This window comes from Pseudomonas sp. R151218B TE3479, assembly GCF_053629195.1.
The window spans coordinates 3,651,803-3,669,710 of the sequence record NZ_JBRJHV010000001.1; the positions used below are offsets into that span (position 1 = coordinate 3,651,803).

Genomic DNA, 17,908 nt, shown 5'->3' on the forward strand with positions numbered 1-17,908 from the left:
AATCCCAAGCACGATGGAGAACAACATGAACACCAAACCGATCCACAAAAGCTTGTGGCGCTTCGCTGGCTATGTGACCGGGCTGGCGATGGTTGCCGCCAGTCCAGTCCACGCAGCCGACGGCGGCGTCGCCCGCGCCCCTACCGCAAGCTATAGCATTGCTTTCAGCAATTCCTACGCGGGCAGCGATTTTCGCAAGGTGATGGTGCGCAACTGGCAGGAGATTGCGGCCCAGGCGCAAAAAGATGGCTTGATTCGCGAGGCTCCGGTGGTCAGCGCGAACAACTCGGCGTCGGAACAAGCGGCCCATATCCAGGACCTGGTCGTCAAGGGCGTGAACGCCATCGTCATCCTGGCTGCGTCCGACACAGCCCTCAACGGGGTGATCCGCGACGCCTGCAACGCCGGCATCGTGGTGGTGGTCATGGCCAGCCTCGTCACCGAAAGCTGCGCCTATACCGTGGATTACAACTGGTCCGCCATGGGCCGCGTGGAAATGGATTATATCGCCGAGCGCCTCAAGGGGAACGGAACGCTGTTGGAGATCCGCGGCATTGCCGGCGATGCCACCGATAAAAACATCAGCGACGGCATTCGCAAGGCCGCCAGCGACTATCCGGGCCTGAAGTTCGCCAAGACCGTCTACGGCAACTGGACCGCTTCCGTGGCACGCAAGGAGGTGGCGCTGGCGCTGCCGTCGCTGCCCAGCATCGATGCCGTCGCGACTCAAGGGGGCGACGGTTATGGCGCGGCCATGGCGTTCAAGGCGGCAGGACGCCCTTTGCCGATCATCGTGATGGGAAATCGTCAGGACGAACTTGCCCTGTGGAAACAGGAGCGCGATGCCAATGGCTACGAGACCGTCTCGGTCTCCGCCTCCCCAAGCGTCTCCCAGGTGGGGTTCTGGGTGGCCCAGCAGATTCTGGCGGGCAAGCAGGTGCCGAAGTTCGTCGAGGTGCCGCTGGTGCGTATCGATGGGAAAGACCTGGACGCCTGGCTCGCCACTATGCCGGTGGGCGGCGCCGCCAATCCTTCCTATGACCAGGCTTCCGTTGCGGCGATGATAGACGCGGCCATCAACGATACGGCCCCGCCGACGCCTTTGCCGGAGGTGACGAAGCAGTAATGGCGGACGGGGGGCGCGGCGCCATGTCGACATTCAGACCCACCACGGACAGGCCCATTGCCGTCAGGATTGGCCTGGCGGTCGCCGCGCTGGTGTTCCTGATGCTGGCGGTGTCGCTGGTGAACCTCTACGGTCTGCGCGGCATGGTACGTGCGGTGGATTCCGCCAGCCATTCCGCGGAAATTCTGGCCTCGGTCAACGGGGCCACCGGGCGGGTAGAAAATTTCATCGCCACCCGCGACCAGGAAAGCCTGTCCCAGGCCGAAGGCATGGTGGCGACGGCTATCGCGGGCCTCTCCGCCATTGCGGTGACAGAGGCGCAATCGCTCAAGGGCAGTCTGGAAAGGCTCGCTACGGCGATCGCCGCCTTGCGGGCGGCGAGCCTGACCATGGATGGCGAAACGGAGAACATGACGGCCCACTATAGCCGGATGCGAGAGGCGACGATTCTCGTCGAGCAGGGCATCGCCGATGGGTTGAAGGGGCTTGAGTCCCGTACCGCTGAGCACGAGGCGCGGGTGAGCGACATCGAAAGCGCCCATCGCATCCTGGATATCCTGCGCAACGGCGAACGGATCATCACCGCCAATGTGGCCAGGATGCTGGTGACCGGTGACGGGACGGCCGCCACTACTGCGCGCAACGCCAGCTTGGCACTCCGGCCCGTGGTCGAACAATTGCGCGAGTTGATGGGAGCACCGCAGGAGAGGGAGGTCCTGGACCAGTTGGCCACGGCGCTCGACGCTGCCAGCGCGGCGGTCGAGCATCTTGGCGAGGCGCCCAAGCTCCGGGGAGGCGAGGCTTTGCGGTATCTCGCCGCCGTCGGGGATACGGCCGAGCGGCTCGAGGCAATGTTGGGTGAAGTGGAACAACAGGTTGCCCATGACGCCAGCGACATTCAGGCAGCGACCGGTTTGCTGCGAAATGCCGCCGCGTTGTCCAAGCGTTTCGCCGAGCGTGTTGCCACCCTGGAGGCGCAGACCTTGTCGTTTCGCCTGTCTCCGTCGGCCGAGGTTGCCGGCTCTGTCGGCCACATCCTGGACGAGCTCTCCCGGCTCTCTCGGGTTCTCCCTGCGTCCGTGGGGCTGCAGGCCAAGGCTACGCCTCTGACGGTCAGCGAGCAGATTGCCGGCTACCGGGCGGCATTCGCCAGGTTCCATCAGGCGAGCAACGCCTTGAGCGACGCGCGCGACCAGGTTCGCAACGAGGCTCGGAGCGCCGGCCTGTTGGTGGCGCGCTTCGCAGGTCAAGCGCGTTCCGACGCCGTGGTCCACAATGATCGCGGCATGCTTGCGACCATAGTTGCAGGGACCGTCGCCATCCTGCTGGCCGGCGCCATCGCCTGGAGCACGTCGCGATTTGTCGCGCAGCCCATCGTGGCCCTGGCCTCGGTCATGCGCCGGCTTGCGGCTGGCGACCTGAACGCCGAGATCGCCAGCGCCGGACGCGGCGACGAGATTGGAATCATGACCCGCGCCGTACGGGTGTTCCAGGAGAATGCCCTGCGCATCCGGGTGTTGGAGGCCGAGGCCGAGGCCGAGCGACAGCAAGTCCAGGCCTCTTTGGAAAGAATGGTCGCCGAACGGACCGACGCGCTGCACCATCAGACCGAGGTGCTGGAGGCGCAGGCCATCGAACTCATTCAGGCGCGCAACCAGGCCGAGACGGCTAACCAGGCAAAGAGCGATTTCGTGGCCACGGTCAGCCACGAACTGCGCACCCCCCTGACCCTCATTCTCGCCCCGCTGGAGCAGCTCTCGGCGGCGCCCACCCCGCCGGCGGACTGGCATGTGCAAATCGACCGCGCCCAACGCAACGCATTGCGCTTGATGAACCGGGTGAACGATATCCTCGATTTCTCCAAGGCCGAAGCGGGCAAGTTCGAGTTGTGCTCAACGCCCATTGACTTGAACAAGGTGGTGGGTGTGCTGGCCGAGGACGCCGCCATGGTGGCCGAGGGCAAAGGCTGCACCTTGACCTGCAGCATCGATCCCGCGCTCGGCACGGTGTTCCTGGACCCCCAACACTTCGAGAAGATTCTTCTCAACCTGGTGAGCAATGCCATCAAGTTCACACCGGCTGGCGGCACCGTGCACCTGGCCGTCACTCCGCTCGATGGCGAGCGATTTGAACTCGCGGTGCAGGATTCGGGGATTGGCATTGCGCCTGACAAACTCCCGCTGCTGTTCCAGCGTTTTTCCCAGATCGACAATTCCGCCACGCGTCACTACAGCGGCACAGGCATCGGTCTCGCGCTGGTCAAGGATCTGGTCGAATTGATGGGGGGGGAAGTCGGTGTCAACAGCGAGCCTGGACAGGGTTCGTGCTTCTTTGTCCGACTTCCGCTGGGGACCGAACCCAATACCGTACCGACCGAAGCCGGCACGATGCACGAGCGATCGTCATCGAGCACGACAAGCAAAACCGAGCAGCGTCACCTGCGTTTCGATGACGGTCGCCTTGGCAGTCGCAATGACCGGGCTTTGATCCAAGGCGTAGACGACGAGCAATCCCCGGAACATGCCTCGCGATCCAGAGTGCTGGTGGTCGACGACAGCCCGGAGATGCTGGGCTATCTCAGCGAGCTTTTGCAAGACGATTATATCGTCGCCACCGCAACCGATGGAGAGCAGGCTTGGGCGCTGCTGCAGCTTCGACCCATCGATGTCGTGGTTTCGGATGTGATGATGCCGGAGCTCGACGGTTTCGGCCTGACAGCCAGAATCAAAGCCAGCGCCGGTTTTGCTCATTTACCCGTGATCCTGGTGACCGCCCGCGGCGGTAGCGAGGCTTGCGTCTCCGGGCTGGAGAGTGGCGCCGATGACTACATCGCCAAACCCTTTTCGCCGCTGGAACTCAAGGCTCGCGTACGCGCGGCGCTGCGCATGAGCCAGGTACAAACCGAACTGCACGCAAAATCCCGTCAGGCGGGCATGGCCGAAATCGCTACGACTGTGCTGCACAACGTCGGCAACGTCCTCAACAGCGTGAACGTATCGGCAGAACTGGTCAGCAGCCAGATGCGCACCTCCAAGGCCCAGGGGCTGGGCAAGGTGGCTCAACTGATGAACGAGCACGTCCATGACCTGAGCGATTTTCTCACCAAAGACCACAAGGGAAAGATGCTGCCTGACTACCTGCTCAAGCTGGCGGAGGTGGTGGCGGTAGAGCAACGGAGCATCATCGAAGAGCTCGGGCAACTCACTAAAGGCATTGACCACATCAAAACCATTGTCGCTGCCCAGCAGTCCTATGCCGTTGCCGTCAGTATTGTCGAGACCGTGCCGGTTGCAGAGTTGATCGACGATGCCTTGCGCATGAGTGCTGGATTACTGGCGCGCCAGGAGGTGACGATGGTCAAGGACATTGCCGACTTGCCCCTGCTGCCGTTGGACCGGCACCGGGTGCTGCTGATTCTGGTGAACCTGATCGGCAATGCCAAGCAGGCGTTGGACGGCGTGATCGATCGCAGCCCATGCGTCACGTTCAGCGCGTCCCTCGTTGACGGGGCCGTGTTGCGCATCACGGTGGCCGACAACGGCAATGGGATTGCGCCTGAGCACCTGAAGCGCATTTTTACCCATGGCTTCACGACGCGCAAAGACGGTCACGGTTTTGGCCTGCACAGCTGCGCGCTGGCTGCGCAGGAAATGGGTGGCAGCTTGTCCGTGCACAGCGACGGGGTTGGACAGGGCGCAACCTTTACCCTTGATATTCCGCTCGATGCTTCGCTGAGTAAGCGATGAATACCGAACCGATGCCTACCCAGTCTGATTGGAGCCTCAAAGGGGAATGTGGGTGGTCGACAAGACCTGGCGCAACCCCATGAACGAGCGAATCTGGCGAACCCCGGGCAGGTAAAGCAGTTGCTCCGCGTGGAGCCGGTTGAAGCTGTTGCTGTCCTTGGTTCGTATCAACATGAAGTAGTCGAACTCTCCCGTCACCACATGGCATTCCATGCAGCCGGACACTTTTTGTGCGGCCGCCTCGAATGCGGCGAAGGATTCCGGTGTGGAACGGTCCAGCACCACGCCGATCAAGACCACCATCCCCGCATCCAGCGCTTCATTGTCCAGCAGTGCGACGATGTCCTTGATCAGGCCGACCTGCTTGAGTCGTTCGACACGCCTGAGGCAAGCCGGGGCACTCAGTTTCACCTTCTCTGCAAGCGCCACGTTGGAGATCGAGGCATCTCGTTGCAGCACCTTGAGAATCGCGCGGTCGGTTCGATCCAGTGGATGCGGCACCGGGGTCGCAGTGGTCGTCTTCTTGTGAGCATTTGTTGCTTTCATGCTGAATTCCGCGCATTAAAAATATGTTTTATGGGATTTAGTGGAAATTATGTTTTTCCAAGTGGCGGAAACTTGCAACACATATTTTTCGAATTCTTCTTAATATTGAACTCATCGAAGCCCCTCCTGAAAGAGCCTGGAATGTGGCCCTTTTCACTTTCAGTCTGGCGCTTGGATATCCAATATCGAGGAGCAGAGTCATGAACTTGAATCGTTTTAAACGTTATCCGTTGACCTTCGGTCCTTCTCCCATCACGCCCTTGAAGCGTCTCAGTGAACATCTGGGTGGCAAGGTCGAGCTGTATGCCAAACGTGAAGACTGCAACAGTGGCCTGGCCTTCGGTGGGAACAAGACACGCAAGCTCGAATACCTGATTCCCGAAGCGATCGAACAAGGCTGCGATACGTTGGTTTCAATCGGTGGCATTCAGTCGAACCAGACCCGCCAGGTCGCTGCGGTCGCTGCCCACTTGGGCATGAAGTGCGTGCTGGTGCAGGAAAACTGGGTGAACTATTCCGACGCGGTGTATGACCGGGTGGGCAACATCGAGATGTCGCGCATCATGGGGGCTGACGTGCGGCTTGACGCAGCAGGTTTCGATATTGGTATCCGGCCAAGTTGGGAAAAGGCCATGAGCGATGTCGTGGAGCAGGGCGGCAAGCCGTTCCCGATCCCGGCGGGTTGTTCCGAGCATCCCTATGGCGGCCTCGGGTTCGTGGGCTTTGCCGAGGAAGTGCGGGAGCAGGAAAAACAACTGGGGTTCAAGTTCGACTACATCGTGGTCTGTTCCGTGACCGGCAGTACCCAGGCCGGCATGGTCGTCGGCTTCGCCGCGGACGGCCGTTCGAAGAACGTGATCGGCATCGATGCCTCGGCCAAGCCAGAGAAAACCAAGGCACAGATTCTGCGTATCGCCCGGCATACCGCAGAACTGGTGGAGTTGGGCCGCGAAATTACCGAAGAAGACGTGGTGCTCGATACGCGGTTTGCCTATCCGGAATACGGTTTGCCTAACGACGGTACGCTGGAAGCCATTCGCCTGTGCGGCAGCCTGGAAGGTGTGCTGACCGATCCGGTGTACGAAGGAAAATCCATGCACGGGATGATCGAAATGGTCCGCCGTGGCGAGTTCCCCGAAGGCTCGAAAGTGCTTTATGCGCACTTGGGCGGGGCGCCGGCGCTGAATGCCTACAGCTTCCTGTTCCGCAACGGCTGATTCACGCCAGTGACCTGTAGGCGAGCGCTTGCTCACGAAGCGGTGGGGCAGTTGGCATTCATGTTGAATGTCACGGCCTCATCGTCGGATCGCCGCTCGGAGCGAGCCGCTGCAACCCAACCGCTGGGAGTACCGCCATGCATGCGATATCGCAATCCGCAGTCTGGATCAAGGAACCTTCGGCGGATGCCGGGGTGGTCATCGTGACCAGCGCCGCGCTGCCCAAGTACATGATCGACAAGCTGCACGTGACGATAGATGACTGGGACCAAGTGGCTTATCTGGCCGTCAAGCAATCCGAGGCTTTGCTGGGCGACTGGTTGCGGGTCGGCTCCAGCCCGGAGCCGTCTGTCGGGGGCGAGGCGTGTTGTGCCAGCCAACTGTTGCGCTGCGTCCCCCACGGCAGCTTTTTACTGGAAGTCGGCACGGTGCCTGGCCTGACCTGGCTGGGATCCGTCTGCGGTCACCCGCTGCGCGTCGTCGAACTTGGAACGATAACCTCATCCACTGCGGCGATGGATCGACAGGTGGAAGAGGTGCTATCGGCGACCCGGAGTCTGGCGAAAAGCGTGCTGCAGGCGCGTGGCGTCATTTAACCCATGTCCTCGTCAATTCGCCTGTTGAACCCAGAAAGGCAACGCTCATGAGCCGAACCGCCGAGGGTCGTACCCACGCAATGAAGTGGATGCGCGAGCCTTCCAGCTGTACGCGTATCGTGGTCATCGTGAGCGGACTCGATAGCGATCATGTTGATTTGATCCATCAGGGATTCAGTTGTTTTGACAATGTCGCGCTGATCCATGTCGATACGGTGAGCACTGTGACTGGCAAGCTCGTTGGCGTGCAAATGGCCAAGAGTGACTACTGTTTTGTGGTGCTCGGTGAACTGGATGAGCGCTTCTTGCACGACCTTTCCATTGGTCAGCCATGTCTCTACCCAGTCGCACCAGACGAGGCGGCCGAACGCTCCGTCATTGCCGCGATGGAGCAGGTAAAACGCCTCGCCCGAGGCAGCCATTCGCGCCACCTTGAAGTGATACCCGACACCTGTAGGAGTTGCGTATGAACCTGTCCGATTCCCATGCCCAATGGCCGGTCCAGGCTGCCGAAGATGAAGAAATGGCCGAGTGGCGTGAGGCTTTGCTCTCCGTCGCAGCCCACGGCGGCACGGGCCGGGCAAAACAGATCCTCGACATGTTGCAGGCTGTGGCCAGCACTTCGGGCATCGGTTGGCGGCCCAGCCATGGCACGCCTTACATCAATACCATCAGCGTTGAGCAGCAACCGGTGTTTCCCGGGGATCTGGCCATCGAGGAGCGTCTGGCATCGATCATGCGCTGGAATGCCCTGGCGATGGTTGCCCGGGCCAATCACGCCTACGGCGAATTGGGCGGACACATCGCCAGTTACGCCAGCGCGGCGGATTTGTTTGAAGTGGGCTTCAATCACTTCTTCAAGGCGCGCACCCCGACCGGCGGCGGTGATCTGGTGTTCTACCAACCGCACTCGGCGCCAGGCGTCTATGCCCGGGCGTTCCTCGAGGGGCGCCTGAAAGAAAAGGATCTGCAGCACTATCGGCAGGAGATCGGCGCGCGTGCCAAGGGCGCCCGGGGGTTGTCGAGCTACCCGCACCCCTGGTTGATGCCGGACTTCTGGCAGTTCCCCACGGGCTCCATGGGGATCGGTCCGATCAGCTCGATCTACCAGGCGCGTTTCATGCGTTACCTGGAGCATCGCGGCCTGCAAGAGACCTCGGGACGAACCGTCTGGGGGGTGTTTGGCGACGGTGAAATGGATGAGCCGGAAAGCATGTCGGCGTTGACCCTGGCGGCGCGCGAAGGGCTGGACAACCTGGTCTGGGTGATCAACTGCAACCTCCAGCGCCTGGACGGCCCGGTGCGTGGCAACGGTCGCATCATCGACGAGCTCGAGGCGTTGTTCGGCGGCGCGGGTTGGAACGTGATCAAACTGGTGTGGGGTTCCGACTGGGACAGATTGTTTGCCCAGGATAAAGACGGCGCGTTGGTCAGGGCATTGTCGGCCACGGTCGATGGCCAGTTCCAGACATTCGCGGCCAAGGATGGGCGCTTCAATCGTGAGCATTTCTTCGGCCAGGACGAAGCCCTGGCGCATTTGGCCCAAAGCCTGAGCGACGAGCAGATCGACCGTCTCAAACGCGGTGGTCATGACCTGGTGAAGATCTTTGCCGCGTATCAAAGCGCGATGCTCGAGGGCAAGAAACCTACGGTCATCCTGGCCCAGACCAAGAAGGGCTTCGGCATGGGCGACGCCGGGCAGGGCAAGATGACCGTGCATCAACAGAAGAAACTCGACAATGAGGCGTTGATCGCGTTTCGCAACCGTTTCAACCTGCCGTTGACCGATGAGCAGGCCATCTCCCTGAGCTTCTTCAAACCGAGCGACGACAGCGCGGAAATGCGCTACCTGCATGCACGCCGCCAGGCGTTGGGCGGCTACATGCCGGCGCGGCCTTCGACCAGCGAGTCATTGGCCGTACCTGATGTAAACAGCTACGCTGGGTTCGCCATCGCCGCCCAAGGCAAGGAAATGTCCACCACCATGGCCTTCGTGCGGATGCTCAGCGGCTTGCTCCGGGACAAGCAACTGGGCCCGCGCATCGTGCCGATCGTGGCGGATGAAGCGCGTACGTTCGGCATGGCCAGCCTGTTCAAACAGATCGGTATTTATTCCAGCGTGGGGCAGCGTTATGAGCCGGAGGACATTGGTTCGATCCTCAGTTATCGAGAAGCCCTGGACGGGCAGATTCTCGAAGAGGGCATCAGCGAGGCAGGGGCGATCAGTTCCTGGGTTGCTGCCGCGACCAGCTATTCGGTGCATGGTTTGCCGATGCTGCCGTTCTACATTTATTACTCGATGTTCGGTTTCCAGCGCATCGGCGACCTGATCTGGGCGGCGGCGGATCAACGGGCCCGCGGTTTTCTGCTCGGTGCCACCGCGGGCCGCACGACATTGGGTGGCGAAGGTCTGCAGCATCAGGACGGCAACAGTCATCTGATGGCGGCGATGGTCCCCAATTGTCGGGCTTACGATCCGGCATTCGCCGGCGAGTTCGCGGTGATCCTGGATCACGGCATGCGCCAGATGCTGGAGCGTCAGGTGGACGAGTTTTATTACGTCACCTTGATGAACGAGAACTACCCGCAGCCCAACCTTCCTGAAGGTGTAGAACAGGCCGTTATCAAGGGCATGTATCTGTTTGCCCGGCATGAAGTCGAGGAGGCGCGTGGACGTGTTCAGTTGTTGGGTTCCGGCGCCATCCTGGGCGAAGTGATTGTCGCTGCCGAATTGCTGGCGAGCGATTGGGGGATCGACAGTCAGGTCTGGAGCGTTACCAGCTTCACCGAATTGGCCAGGGAGGCACGGGAAGTGGAGCGCTGGAATCGACTGCATCCCGGACAACCTGCCAAGCGCAGTCATGTTCAAGAATGTCTCCACGACTCGGCGTCCGTCATTGCCTGTACCGACTATGTGCGCGCCTTGCCCCAGTTGATTGCCAGTTATCTCGATGGCCACTACACCGTGCTCGGCACCGACGGGTTTGGCCGCAGTGATACCCGCAGCCAACTGCGCAGGTTCTTCGAAGTAGACCGCCATCAGATCGTCTTGAGTGCGCTGACCTCACTGGTACATGAGGGGCGTCTGGACGCCAGCGTCTGTGCCGAGGCCATTGAACGCTACGCCATTGACGTTGACGCCGTGTCCCCCTGGGACGCTTGAAACCGGCTTCATCCTGTGGGAGCGAGCTTGCTCGCGAAGGCGGTGGTTCAGTCGCATGGATGTTGGGCTTGCTGGCCTCATCGCGAGCAAGCTCGCTCCCACAGGTTTTTGTGTCGTGTGCAGATGTTGTGAGCACCCGCAACCCCCTGTGGGAGCGAGCTTGCTCGCGAAGGCGGTGGTTCAGTCGCATGGATGTTGGGCTTGCTGGCCTCATCGCGAGCAAGCTCGCTCCCACAGGTTTTTGTGTCGTGTGCAGATGTTGTGAGCACCCGCAACCCCCTGTGGGAGCGAGCTTGCTCGCGAAGGCGGTGGTTCAGTCGCATGGATGTTGGGCTTGCTGGCCTCATCGCGAGCAAGCTCGCTCCCACAGGTTTTTGTGTCGTGTGCAGATGCTGTGAGCACCCGCAACCCCCTGTGGGAGCGAGCTTGCTCGCGATAGCGGTGGTTCAGCTACATGGATGTTGGGCTTGCTGGCCTCATCGCGAGCAAGCTCGCTCCCACAGGTTTTTGTGGCGTGTGCAGATGCTGTGAGCACCCGCAACCCCCTGTGGGAGCGAGCTTGCTCGCGATAGCGGTGGTTCAGTCGCATGGATGTTGGGCTTGCTGGCCTCATCGCGAGCAAGCTCGCTCCCACAGGTTTTTGTGTCGTGTGCAGATGCTGTGAACACCTGCAAATCTCTGTGGGAGCGAGCTTGCTCGCGAAGGCGGTGGTTCAGTCGCATGGATGTTGGGCTTGCTGGCCTCATCGCGAGCAAGCTCGCTCCCACAGGTTTTTGTGTCGTGTGCAGATGTTGTGAGCACCCTCAACCCCCTGTGGGAGCGAGCTTGCTCGCGATAGCGGTGGTTCAGCTACATGGATGTTGGGCTTGCTGGCCTCATCGCGAGCAAGCTCGCTCCCACAGGTTTTTGTGTCGTGTGCAGATGTTGTGAGCACCCGCAACCCCCTGTGGGAGCGAGCTTGCTCGCGATAGCGGTGGTTCAGCTACATAGAGGCTGGACGTGTGTCCTGCTCGTGTTCTTGCTTTGGACTCCCGTTATCTCAACTGCTCTCGCCAACAGCCAGGATGGTCGCCACCAACGCCTGGGCGCGAGGCACCAGCGTGTCCAGCTCCAGATATTCACGATCGGTATGGACTTTGCCACCCACCGGCCCGAGGCCACACAGGGTTGGAATGCCCAGGCTGGCGGTGAACCCGGAGTCGGCACAACCGCCGGTGAACTCGCCTTCGACGCTGAAACCCAGTGCCAGGGATTTCTGTTGGTAGATGTGCAGCAATCGTTCGCTGTGACGGGCTTCCATCGGTAGAAAGGTGGTCGCTTCCTTGAGGATGGCGTGGGTGCCGATCAGTTCTTCTTCGGCGACGATGGCCAGGATTGCCGTAAGGATTTGATCCCAGTGCTTGAGTTCGATGAAGCGCACGTCCAGCCGCGCGCAGGCGCTAGGCGCGACGGTGTTGCTGGACGTGCCGCCGGATATCAGGCCGACGTTAGTCGTGATGCCTGCCGAGTAATCGGTCAAGGCATGGAGCTTGACGATCTTGCGTGCCAGGGCCTCGATGGCGCTGGCGCCGTCGGCATGGTTGACCCCGGCATGCGCCGCGCGACCGAAGACTTCGATGATCAGCGTGGCGCCGCCTTTGCGTGCGCTGACCACGTTACCGCTGGCCCGACCAGGTTCGGTATTGAGCACGGCGCGGGCGGCACGGGCTGCCTGTTCGATATGGGGCCTGGCGCTGCCGGAACCGATTTCTTCATCACCGGTGTACAGGACCTGCACCGGATAGGGCAACGGGCCGGCGCGCTTGAGTGCCTTGAGGGCGAAGCAATTGAGCACCAGGCCGCCTTTCATGTCGGCGACGCCGGGGCCAAAGGCGAGGTCGCCATCGCGGCTGTAGCCGCGCGTCGCGGTGGTGCCTTTGGGGAACACCGTGTCGCGATGGCCCAGCAGCAACACCGGCTTTCCAGGTTCGCCTGGCACTTCGGCGAGCATCACGTCGCCAAAGCCATCGACCGGCGTGCGCTTGAGCACAATGCCGTCCGCTTCCAGTTCAGCCGCGAGCAGCGCCCCCACCGCGTCGACGCCCGCTTTGTCATAGCTGTTGGAGTCGGTGTCGACGATACGCTGCAACAACGCCTCCATGGCGTGGCGCTGGTCGGCAAGCCAGTCCAGCGCCTGTTGTGCAGTGGCACTCATTGCGCCTGCTCCCGCAACTGATGTGCCTGAGTCAGCCGTGCCGCGTCGTTGCCCAGGTCCCAGAACAGCCCGGCCATGATTTGCAGGCTTTCCTTGACCACCGGTGCCAGCAAGTGCTCGTTCGGCGCATGTTGTGAGCAGGCCGGGTACGAGTGCGGCACCCACAAGGTTGGCAGGCCGAGCACGTCCGCGAACACATCGTTGGGCAGCGAGCCGCCGAGGTTTGGCAGCAGCGCGGGTTTTTTGCCGGTGGTCTGCGCCAAGGAGCTGAGCGCCCAATTGACCCACGGACTTTGCGGGTCCAGCCGAGTGGCATGCATCACCTCAATGTGGCTTTGCTTGACCTCGACATTGCTGAAACCATGAGCATCCAGGTGGGCACGCACAGCCGGGATAAAGGTTGTGTAGTCGCTGTTCACCACGAAACGGATATGGCAGTGGGCATTGGCCTTGCCGGGGATCGCGTGCACGGGGGCGTCCGGGTTGCCGGTCTTGAAGGCGATGACATCGAGGGTGTTCCAGCCGAACACCTTTTCGCTCAGCGAGAGCTCGGGGTTACCCCAGTTGGCGTCGATTTCCGGATCGCCCGGTCCGCCACCGACGTCAATATCGGCCAATGCCTGGCGAACCGGCTCAGGCAGTGTCTCGGGCATCAGGCCCGCCACTTTCACCCGACCGTGTTCATCGACCATGCTCGCGATGGCATTGGCCAGAATGATGCCAGGGTTGGCCAGCAGCCCGCCCCAGTTGCCGGAGTGATGGGCGCCTTCGCGCAAATTGACCACCAGCTCGAAGTTGAATACCCCCCGTGAGCCGAGAAAAATCGTCGGTCGTGACGCTGCCAGGCGCGGGCCGTCCGAGGCGATGAAAACATCCGCGGCAAGCTCTTCGCTGTGGGCGGCACAGAACGCGCTCAAGCCCGGCGAGCCTTCTTCTTCGCCCATTTCCAGCAGCAGCTTGACGTTGAACCCCAGCTTGCCGTCGCGAGCCTTGAGGGTTTGCTCCAGCGCGGTCAGGTTGATCAAGTGCTGGCCTTTGTTATCCGCCGTGCCGCGGCCGTACCAGCGATCGCCTTCGGCAATGACCTGCCACGGCGACAGGCCCTCACGCCATTGGGCTTCATAGCCGCGCACCACATCGCCGTGGCCGTAGCTGAGCACGGTCGGCAGTTCCGGATGCTCGATACGTGTGGCGATCATGAAAGGACCGCGTTCTGCCACCGGGTTGTCATAGATCTTGACGCTGAAGCCCATCGCCGCGATATGCGGAGTGATGAAGTCATGGAGGTAGCGATACAACTCGGGTTGACTGTCCGTTGCCTGGCTTTCGGTGTGCAAGGCGACGCTGCGTTCGAGCAAACTGAAAAACGCGCCGTTATCAAATTGCTCGGTGGTGTTGCTGATGGCCAGTGAACGACTCATGAGTGGACAAGCTCCAGTGTTTGGGCGGGATTGTCGTGAAGGTGGCAACGCACGTTGCCGCCGATAATCGGATCATTGGCCGGGTAGGCCGTCTTGCAGGGCGCGAAGCAGCTCGGACAGCGCGGATGGAAGGCGCAACCGGAGGGCGGTGACATCGGATTGGGGAAGGAACCGCGCAGGCCGATTTCGGGAATGCCCAGGCGCGGGTCGGGCGTGAGCACCGAATCCAGCAAGGCGCGGGTATAAGGGTGGCCGGGTTCAGCGAACAACGATTCGCGAGTACGCTCTTCGACGATGCGCCCCAGGTACATCACCGCGACCCGGTCGGCGAGGTGTTCGATGACCGCCAGGTTATGGCTGATCAGCAGATAGGTCAGGCCGAATTCGCGCTTGAGGTCTTGCAGCAGGTTGAGAATCTGCGCCTGCACCGACACGTCCAGCGCCGAGGTGGGTTCGTCGCAGATCAACACGTCAGGGCGCATGATCAACGCCCGGGCAATGGCTACCCGTTGCCGCTGGCCGCCGGACAGTTGGCTCGGATAGCTGTCGATGACCCGCTTGGGCAGGCCGACCACATCGAGCATCGCTTCGGTCTTCTTGCGCCGCTCGGCGGGGCTGCCGATGTCATGCACGATCAGCGGCAGGGTAATGATTTCCCGCAGTGTCTTGCGTGGGTTCAGCGAGGAATACGGGTCCTGGAATATCGGCTGGATGTGCCGGGCCATTTCCTTGCGATCCGTCGCCGCCAGATGTTTGCCATTGACCAGCACGTCGCCGCTGGTCGGCGCCAACAGACCGAGCAGTAGCTTTGCCAGGGTACTTTTTCCGCAACCGGACTCACCTACCAGGCCGAGGGTTTCGCCACGCATCAGGCGCAGGGAAACACCATCCACGGCTTTCAGGATGGCGGTAGGTTTGAAAAAGCCCTTGTTGATCCGAAACTCGCGACGGATGTCACACAGCTCTAACGTAATCTCTTTTTTCATGACCTTGCGCGCTCCAGAAGGCGAATCGGTGCCGGGGCCGGTGCGGCGAACAGGCAGCGCGCCATGTGACCGTCCTGCTCGACTTCGGGGATGTCTTGCGCGCAGGCCGGTATCGCCTGAGCGCAACGATTGCGGAACGCGCAACCTTGCTGTTCACCTACCAGGCTTGGCACCAGGCCTGGAATCGAACCCAGGGCTTCGCCTGGTTTGGTCCGGCCAGGGATTGGAATACTGGCCAGCAGACCACGGGTGTACGGATGCTGCGGGTTCTCGAACAGTTGCAGGGCAGGGGCGGTTTCGACGATTTCCCCGGCATACATCACCGCGACCCGATCAGCGATCCGTGCCACCAGCCCAAGGTCGTGAGTAATGAAAATCACCGCCAGGCCGAGTTCTTTCTGAATGTCGCGGATCAAGCGCAGGATCTGCGCTTGGATGGTCACGTCCAGGGCCGTGGTGGGTTCATCGGCGATGATCAGGTCCGGTTCGCACATCAACGCCATGGCGATGATCACCCGCTGGCGCAAACCGCCTGAAAGTTGATGCGGGTACTGGCGCAAGCGTTCGGTGGCATTGCTGATACCGACTTTCTCCAGCATTTGCGCGGCGCGAGCCAGGGCATCCTTGCGTGACACCTTGCGATGCTGAGTCAGCACTTCGCTGAGCTGATCGCCAATGCTGTACGCCGGGTTCAGCGAGGTCATCGGCTCCTGGAAGATCATCGCCAGACGGTTTCCGCGCAGGTCGCACATGTGCCGTTCGCTCTGGCCGATCATATCGATACCGTCCAGTGTCAGCCGGGACGCCGTACGTTTGGCCTTGCGTGGCAACAGGTCCATCAGCGCCAGCGAGGTCAAGGATTTACCGCAGCCGGATTCGCCGACGATGCACAACATTTCACCACGTTCGACTTCAAAGCTCAGACCGCGCACGGCATGCAGCATGTCATCCGGCGTCGGGCTGTTGCCCATGGGGATGTCCACGCGCAGGTTTTCAACATGGAGTAGTGCCATATCCGGACTCCTCTAATCAGTTGCGACCGTCGGGCAGGATCAGATCGCGCAGGCCATCGCCGACCAGGTTGATGCCCAGCACCAGAATCATCAGGGCGACGCCGGGAATGGCGATGACCCATGGGGAAAAGAACATGTAGGGTTTGCCTTCCGCGATCATCAAACCCCATGACGGCGTCGGTGGCTGCACGCCAACCCCAAGGAATGACAGGGCCGACTCCAGCAGGATCGCGTGGGCCATTTCCAGCGTCGCGACGACGATCAGCGCGCCGACCAGGTTGGGCAGAATTTCACTGACCAGAATGCGCAGGGTCGAGCAGCCAAGCGCCTGGGCCGACGCCACATATTCAGCATCGCGAATCTGTTGCACCGAAGCCCTGACCACCACCGCGAAGCGATCCCATAACAGGCAGCCGAGCAGCACGATGACCACTTTCAGCGAGCCGCCCATCAACGAGGCCGAGGCCAGCGCGACCATTACGACCGGCATTGCCAGCCGAGTGGTGATCAGGTAGCTGATGAACGCATCGACCTTGCCGCCGTAGTAACCCGCCAACAGCCCCATGACGGTGCCGATAAAGCCGGAAATCAGCGCCGCCGCAATGCCGATGAACAGTGAGATACGTGCGCCGTAGAGCAGTCGTGACAGGTAATCACGGCCCAGCTTGTCGGTGCCGAGGGCGTATTCCCAGGTGCCGTTGGCCATCCATGCCGGCGGTTTCATGCGCAGCATCACGTCTTGCGCATAAGGGTCATGAGGCGCCAGCCACGGGGCGAAGAGTGCGCCGGTGAAGATGATCAGCAACAACACCGTGCCAATGGCGAAACCACGATGGCGAAAGCTCTTGCCGAGTACTCGGCTCAGGCTGCTGGGGGGTGGCAGGTAGTCATTGATCGCGAGGGTGGTGGGGGTGCTCATGTAAGCCTCCTAGCGCACACGAATGCGCGGGTCGAGCAGTGCGTTGAGCACATCGGCCAGCAAGGTGAGGATGATGTAGATCACCGCAATCAGCAGGACCACGGCCTGTACCACCGGAAAGTCATCACGGGCGATGGCGTCCCAGGCGAGTTGTCCGATGCCTTGCAGGGAGAACACGGTTTCGATCACCACCGAACCGCCGAGCATGAAACCGAACTCCACCGCCGCCAGCGCCACGACCGGAATCAAGGCGTTGCGCAGTGCGTGCTTGAACAACACGCGGGCAGGACGCAGGCCCTTGGCGCGGGCGGTGCGGATGTAATCGGAGCTGAGCACATCAAGCATGCCGGCTCGGGTCAGGCGCATGATGGCCGGCGTCGCGTAGTAGCCCAAGGCGATGGCCGGCATGACGAAGTGCAGCAGGGTCGAATTGCCAGACACCGGCAGCCACTTGAGCGTCACGGCGAACACCACGATCAGCATCAACGCAAACCAGAAACTGGGCATGGCCTGGCCCAGTACGGCAATGCTCAAGGCCAGTCGGTCGATCCAGGTGTCGCGTTTGACCGCGGCCAGCACGCCCAGTGGAATCGCCACCAGTAAGGCGATGCCCAGCGCCATGGCCCCTAAGCCGAGGGTAATTGGCAAGCGGCTGGCGACGAGGTTGTAGACCGATTCCTGAAAGAAAAAGGAGTTGCCCAGGTCCAGCCGCAGCAAATCACCCAGCCAGTTGAAGTACTGGGTCGGTAGCGGTTTGTTCAAACCGTATTGCACGCGGATCTGTTCGATCTGTTCGCTGGTGGCTTCCGGTCCGCCAATGGCCGTGGCCAGGTCGCCGGATAGATGCAACAGAGAAAAGCTGATCACCGACACGGTAATGGCGACGCAAATAGCGATGCCCAGCCGGCGCAGAAGGAATCCAAGCATGGCAAGTTTCCTCATATCCAATGGATGGCAGGTGTGAGGAGGTGTCCGTGGTGC

Annotated in this window: 12 protein-coding genes and 3 pseudogenes; 8 read left to right on the top strand and 7 right to left on the bottom strand. The window is 61.3% G+C overall.

Features of this window, described 5'->3' with window-relative positions:
- Window positions 1–25 precede the first annotated feature (25 nt).
- From AB7M32_RS16195 to AB7M32_RS16210, 4 genes and pseudogenes are all read left to right on the top strand, one after another.
- Window positions 26–1,126, top strand: a complete 1,101-nt coding sequence (locus AB7M32_RS16195) for a substrate-binding domain-containing protein (protein WP_454250531.1) — start codon at window positions 26–28, stop codon at window positions 1,124–1,126.
- Window positions 1,127–2,412: 1,286 nt separating this feature from the next.
- A pseudogene (locus tag AB7M32_RS16200) lies at window positions 2,413–3,465 on the top strand (sensor histidine kinase); the annotation flags it as partial.
- A 210-nt stretch (window positions 3,466–3,675) separates the two neighbouring features.
- Window positions 3,676–4,011, top strand: a pseudogene (locus AB7M32_RS16205) (response regulator transcription factor); the annotation flags it as partial.
- Between the two features lie 519 nt (window positions 4,012–4,530).
- Window positions 4,531–4,872 (top strand): annotated as a pseudogene (locus AB7M32_RS16210) (ATP-binding protein); the annotation flags it as partial.
- 36 nt (window positions 4,873–4,908) lie between these two features.
- Here the strand turns inward: AB7M32_RS16210 and AB7M32_RS16215 are convergent.
- Entirely contained in the window at window positions 4,909–5,418 is a 510-nt protein-coding gene (locus AB7M32_RS16215) for an Lrp/AsnC family transcriptional regulator (protein ID WP_454250532.1), read from the bottom strand.
- A 200-nt stretch (window positions 5,419–5,618) separates the two neighbouring features.
- On the opposite strand from AB7M32_RS16215, the gene AB7M32_RS16220 reads away from it, so the two are divergent.
- The 4 genes from AB7M32_RS16220 (at window position 5,619) to mdeB (ending at window position 10,394) form a co-directional block, all read left to right on the top strand.
- Window positions 5,619–6,635, top strand: a complete 1,017-nt coding sequence (locus tag AB7M32_RS16220) for a 1-aminocyclopropane-1-carboxylate deaminase (RefSeq protein WP_060742854.1) — start codon at window positions 5,619–5,621, stop codon at window positions 6,633–6,635.
- A gap of 137 nt (window positions 6,636–6,772) precedes the next feature.
- Entirely contained in the window at window positions 6,773–7,231 is a 459-nt protein-coding gene (locus AB7M32_RS16225) for a transketolase (RefSeq protein ID WP_454250533.1), read from the top strand.
- A 47-nt stretch (window positions 7,232–7,278) separates the two neighbouring features.
- Window positions 7,279–7,701 carry a hypothetical protein gene (locus AB7M32_RS16230; RefSeq protein ID WP_454250534.1) on the top strand — a complete coding sequence of 141 codons (423 nt, stop codon included), beginning with the start codon at window positions 7,279–7,281 and terminating at the stop codon, window positions 7,699–7,701.
- Window positions 7,698–10,394 (top strand): alpha-ketoglutarate dehydrogenase, encoded by a 2,697-nt coding sequence (gene mdeB, locus AB7M32_RS16235; RefSeq protein WP_454250535.1) that lies wholly within the window; start codon window positions 7,698–7,700, stop codon window positions 10,392–10,394. Before AB7M32_RS16230 ends, mdeB begins: the two co-directional genes overlap by 4 nt.
- 1,039 nt (window positions 10,395–11,433) lie before the next feature.
- Here mdeB and AB7M32_RS16240 read toward each other — a convergent pair.
- Genes AB7M32_RS16240 through AB7M32_RS16265 form a run of 6 tightly spaced genes read right to left on the bottom strand, consistent with a single transcriptional unit; the run spans window position 11,434 to window position 17,854 of the window.
- Entirely contained in the window at window positions 11,434–12,588 is a 1,155-nt protein-coding gene (locus tag AB7M32_RS16240) for a M20 family metallopeptidase (protein WP_454250536.1), read from the bottom strand.
- Window positions 12,585–14,009: a M20 family metallopeptidase gene (locus AB7M32_RS16245; RefSeq protein WP_454250537.1), complete on the bottom strand. Its 1,425-nt coding sequence runs from the start codon at window positions 14,007–14,009 to the stop codon at window positions 12,585–12,587. Before AB7M32_RS16245 ends, AB7M32_RS16240 begins: the two co-directional genes overlap by 4 nt.
- Window positions 14,006–14,995 (bottom strand): ABC transporter ATP-binding protein, encoded by a 990-nt coding sequence (locus tag AB7M32_RS16250; protein ID WP_454250538.1) that lies wholly within the window; start codon window positions 14,993–14,995, stop codon window positions 14,006–14,008. Before AB7M32_RS16250 ends, AB7M32_RS16245 begins: the two co-directional genes overlap by 4 nt.
- Window positions 14,992–16,008, bottom strand: coding sequence for an ABC transporter ATP-binding protein (locus AB7M32_RS16255; RefSeq protein WP_454250539.1), 1,017 nt, complete (start codon window positions 16,006–16,008; stop codon window positions 14,992–14,994). The genes AB7M32_RS16250 and AB7M32_RS16255 overlap by 4 nt, the downstream gene beginning before the upstream one ends.
- 16 nt (window positions 16,009–16,024) lie before the next feature.
- On the bottom strand, window positions 16,025–16,927 hold the full coding sequence (locus AB7M32_RS16260) for an ABC transporter permease (protein ID WP_454250540.1): 903 nt from the start codon (window positions 16,925–16,927) through the stop codon (window positions 16,025–16,027).
- Window positions 16,928–16,936: 9 nt separating this feature from the next.
- Window positions 16,937–17,854: an ABC transporter permease gene (locus AB7M32_RS16265; protein ID WP_064053624.1), complete on the bottom strand. Its 918-nt coding sequence runs from the start codon at window positions 17,852–17,854 to the stop codon at window positions 16,937–16,939.
- Window positions 17,855–17,908 lie beyond the last annotated feature (54 nt).

Coding starts and splice junctions, on each gene's coding strand:
- AB7M32_RS16230 (WP_454250534.1), top strand. CDS start 7,279: ATGAGCCGAACCGCCGAGGGTCGTACCCACGCAATGAAGTGGATGCGC.
- AB7M32_RS16250 (WP_454250538.1), bottom strand. CDS start 14,995: ATGAAAAAAGAGATTACGTTAGAGCTGTGTGACATCCGTCGCGAGTTT.
- AB7M32_RS16240 (WP_454250536.1), bottom strand. CDS start 12,588: ATGAGTGCCACTGCACAACAGGCGCTGGACTGGCTTGCCGACCAGCGC.
- AB7M32_RS16220 (WP_060742854.1), top strand. CDS start 5,619: ATGAACTTGAATCGTTTTAAACGTTATCCGTTGACCTTCGGTCCTTCT.
- AB7M32_RS16260 (WP_454250540.1), bottom strand. CDS start 16,927: ATGAGCACCCCCACCACCCTCGCGATCAATGACTACCTGCCACCCCCC.
- AB7M32_RS16255 (WP_454250539.1), bottom strand. CDS start 16,008: ATGGCACTACTCCATGTTGAAAACCTGCGCGTGGACATCCCCATGGGC.
- AB7M32_RS16265 (WP_064053624.1), bottom strand. CDS start 17,854: ATGCTTGGATTCCTTCTGCGCCGGCTGGGCATCGCTATTTGCGTCGCC.
- AB7M32_RS16225 (WP_454250533.1), top strand. CDS start 6,773: ATGCATGCGATATCGCAATCCGCAGTCTGGATCAAGGAACCTTCGGCG.
- mdeB (WP_454250535.1), top strand. CDS start 7,698: ATGAACCTGTCCGATTCCCATGCCCAATGGCCGGTCCAGGCTGCCGAA.
- AB7M32_RS16195 (WP_454250531.1), top strand. CDS start 26: ATGAACACCAAACCGATCCACAAAAGCTTGTGGCGCTTCGCTGGCTAT.
- AB7M32_RS16215 (WP_454250532.1), bottom strand. CDS start 5,418: ATGAAAGCAACAAATGCTCACAAGAAGACGACCACTGCGACCCCGGTG.
- AB7M32_RS16245 (WP_454250537.1), bottom strand. CDS start 14,009: ATGAGTCGTTCACTGGCCATCAGCAACACCACCGAGCAATTTGATAAC.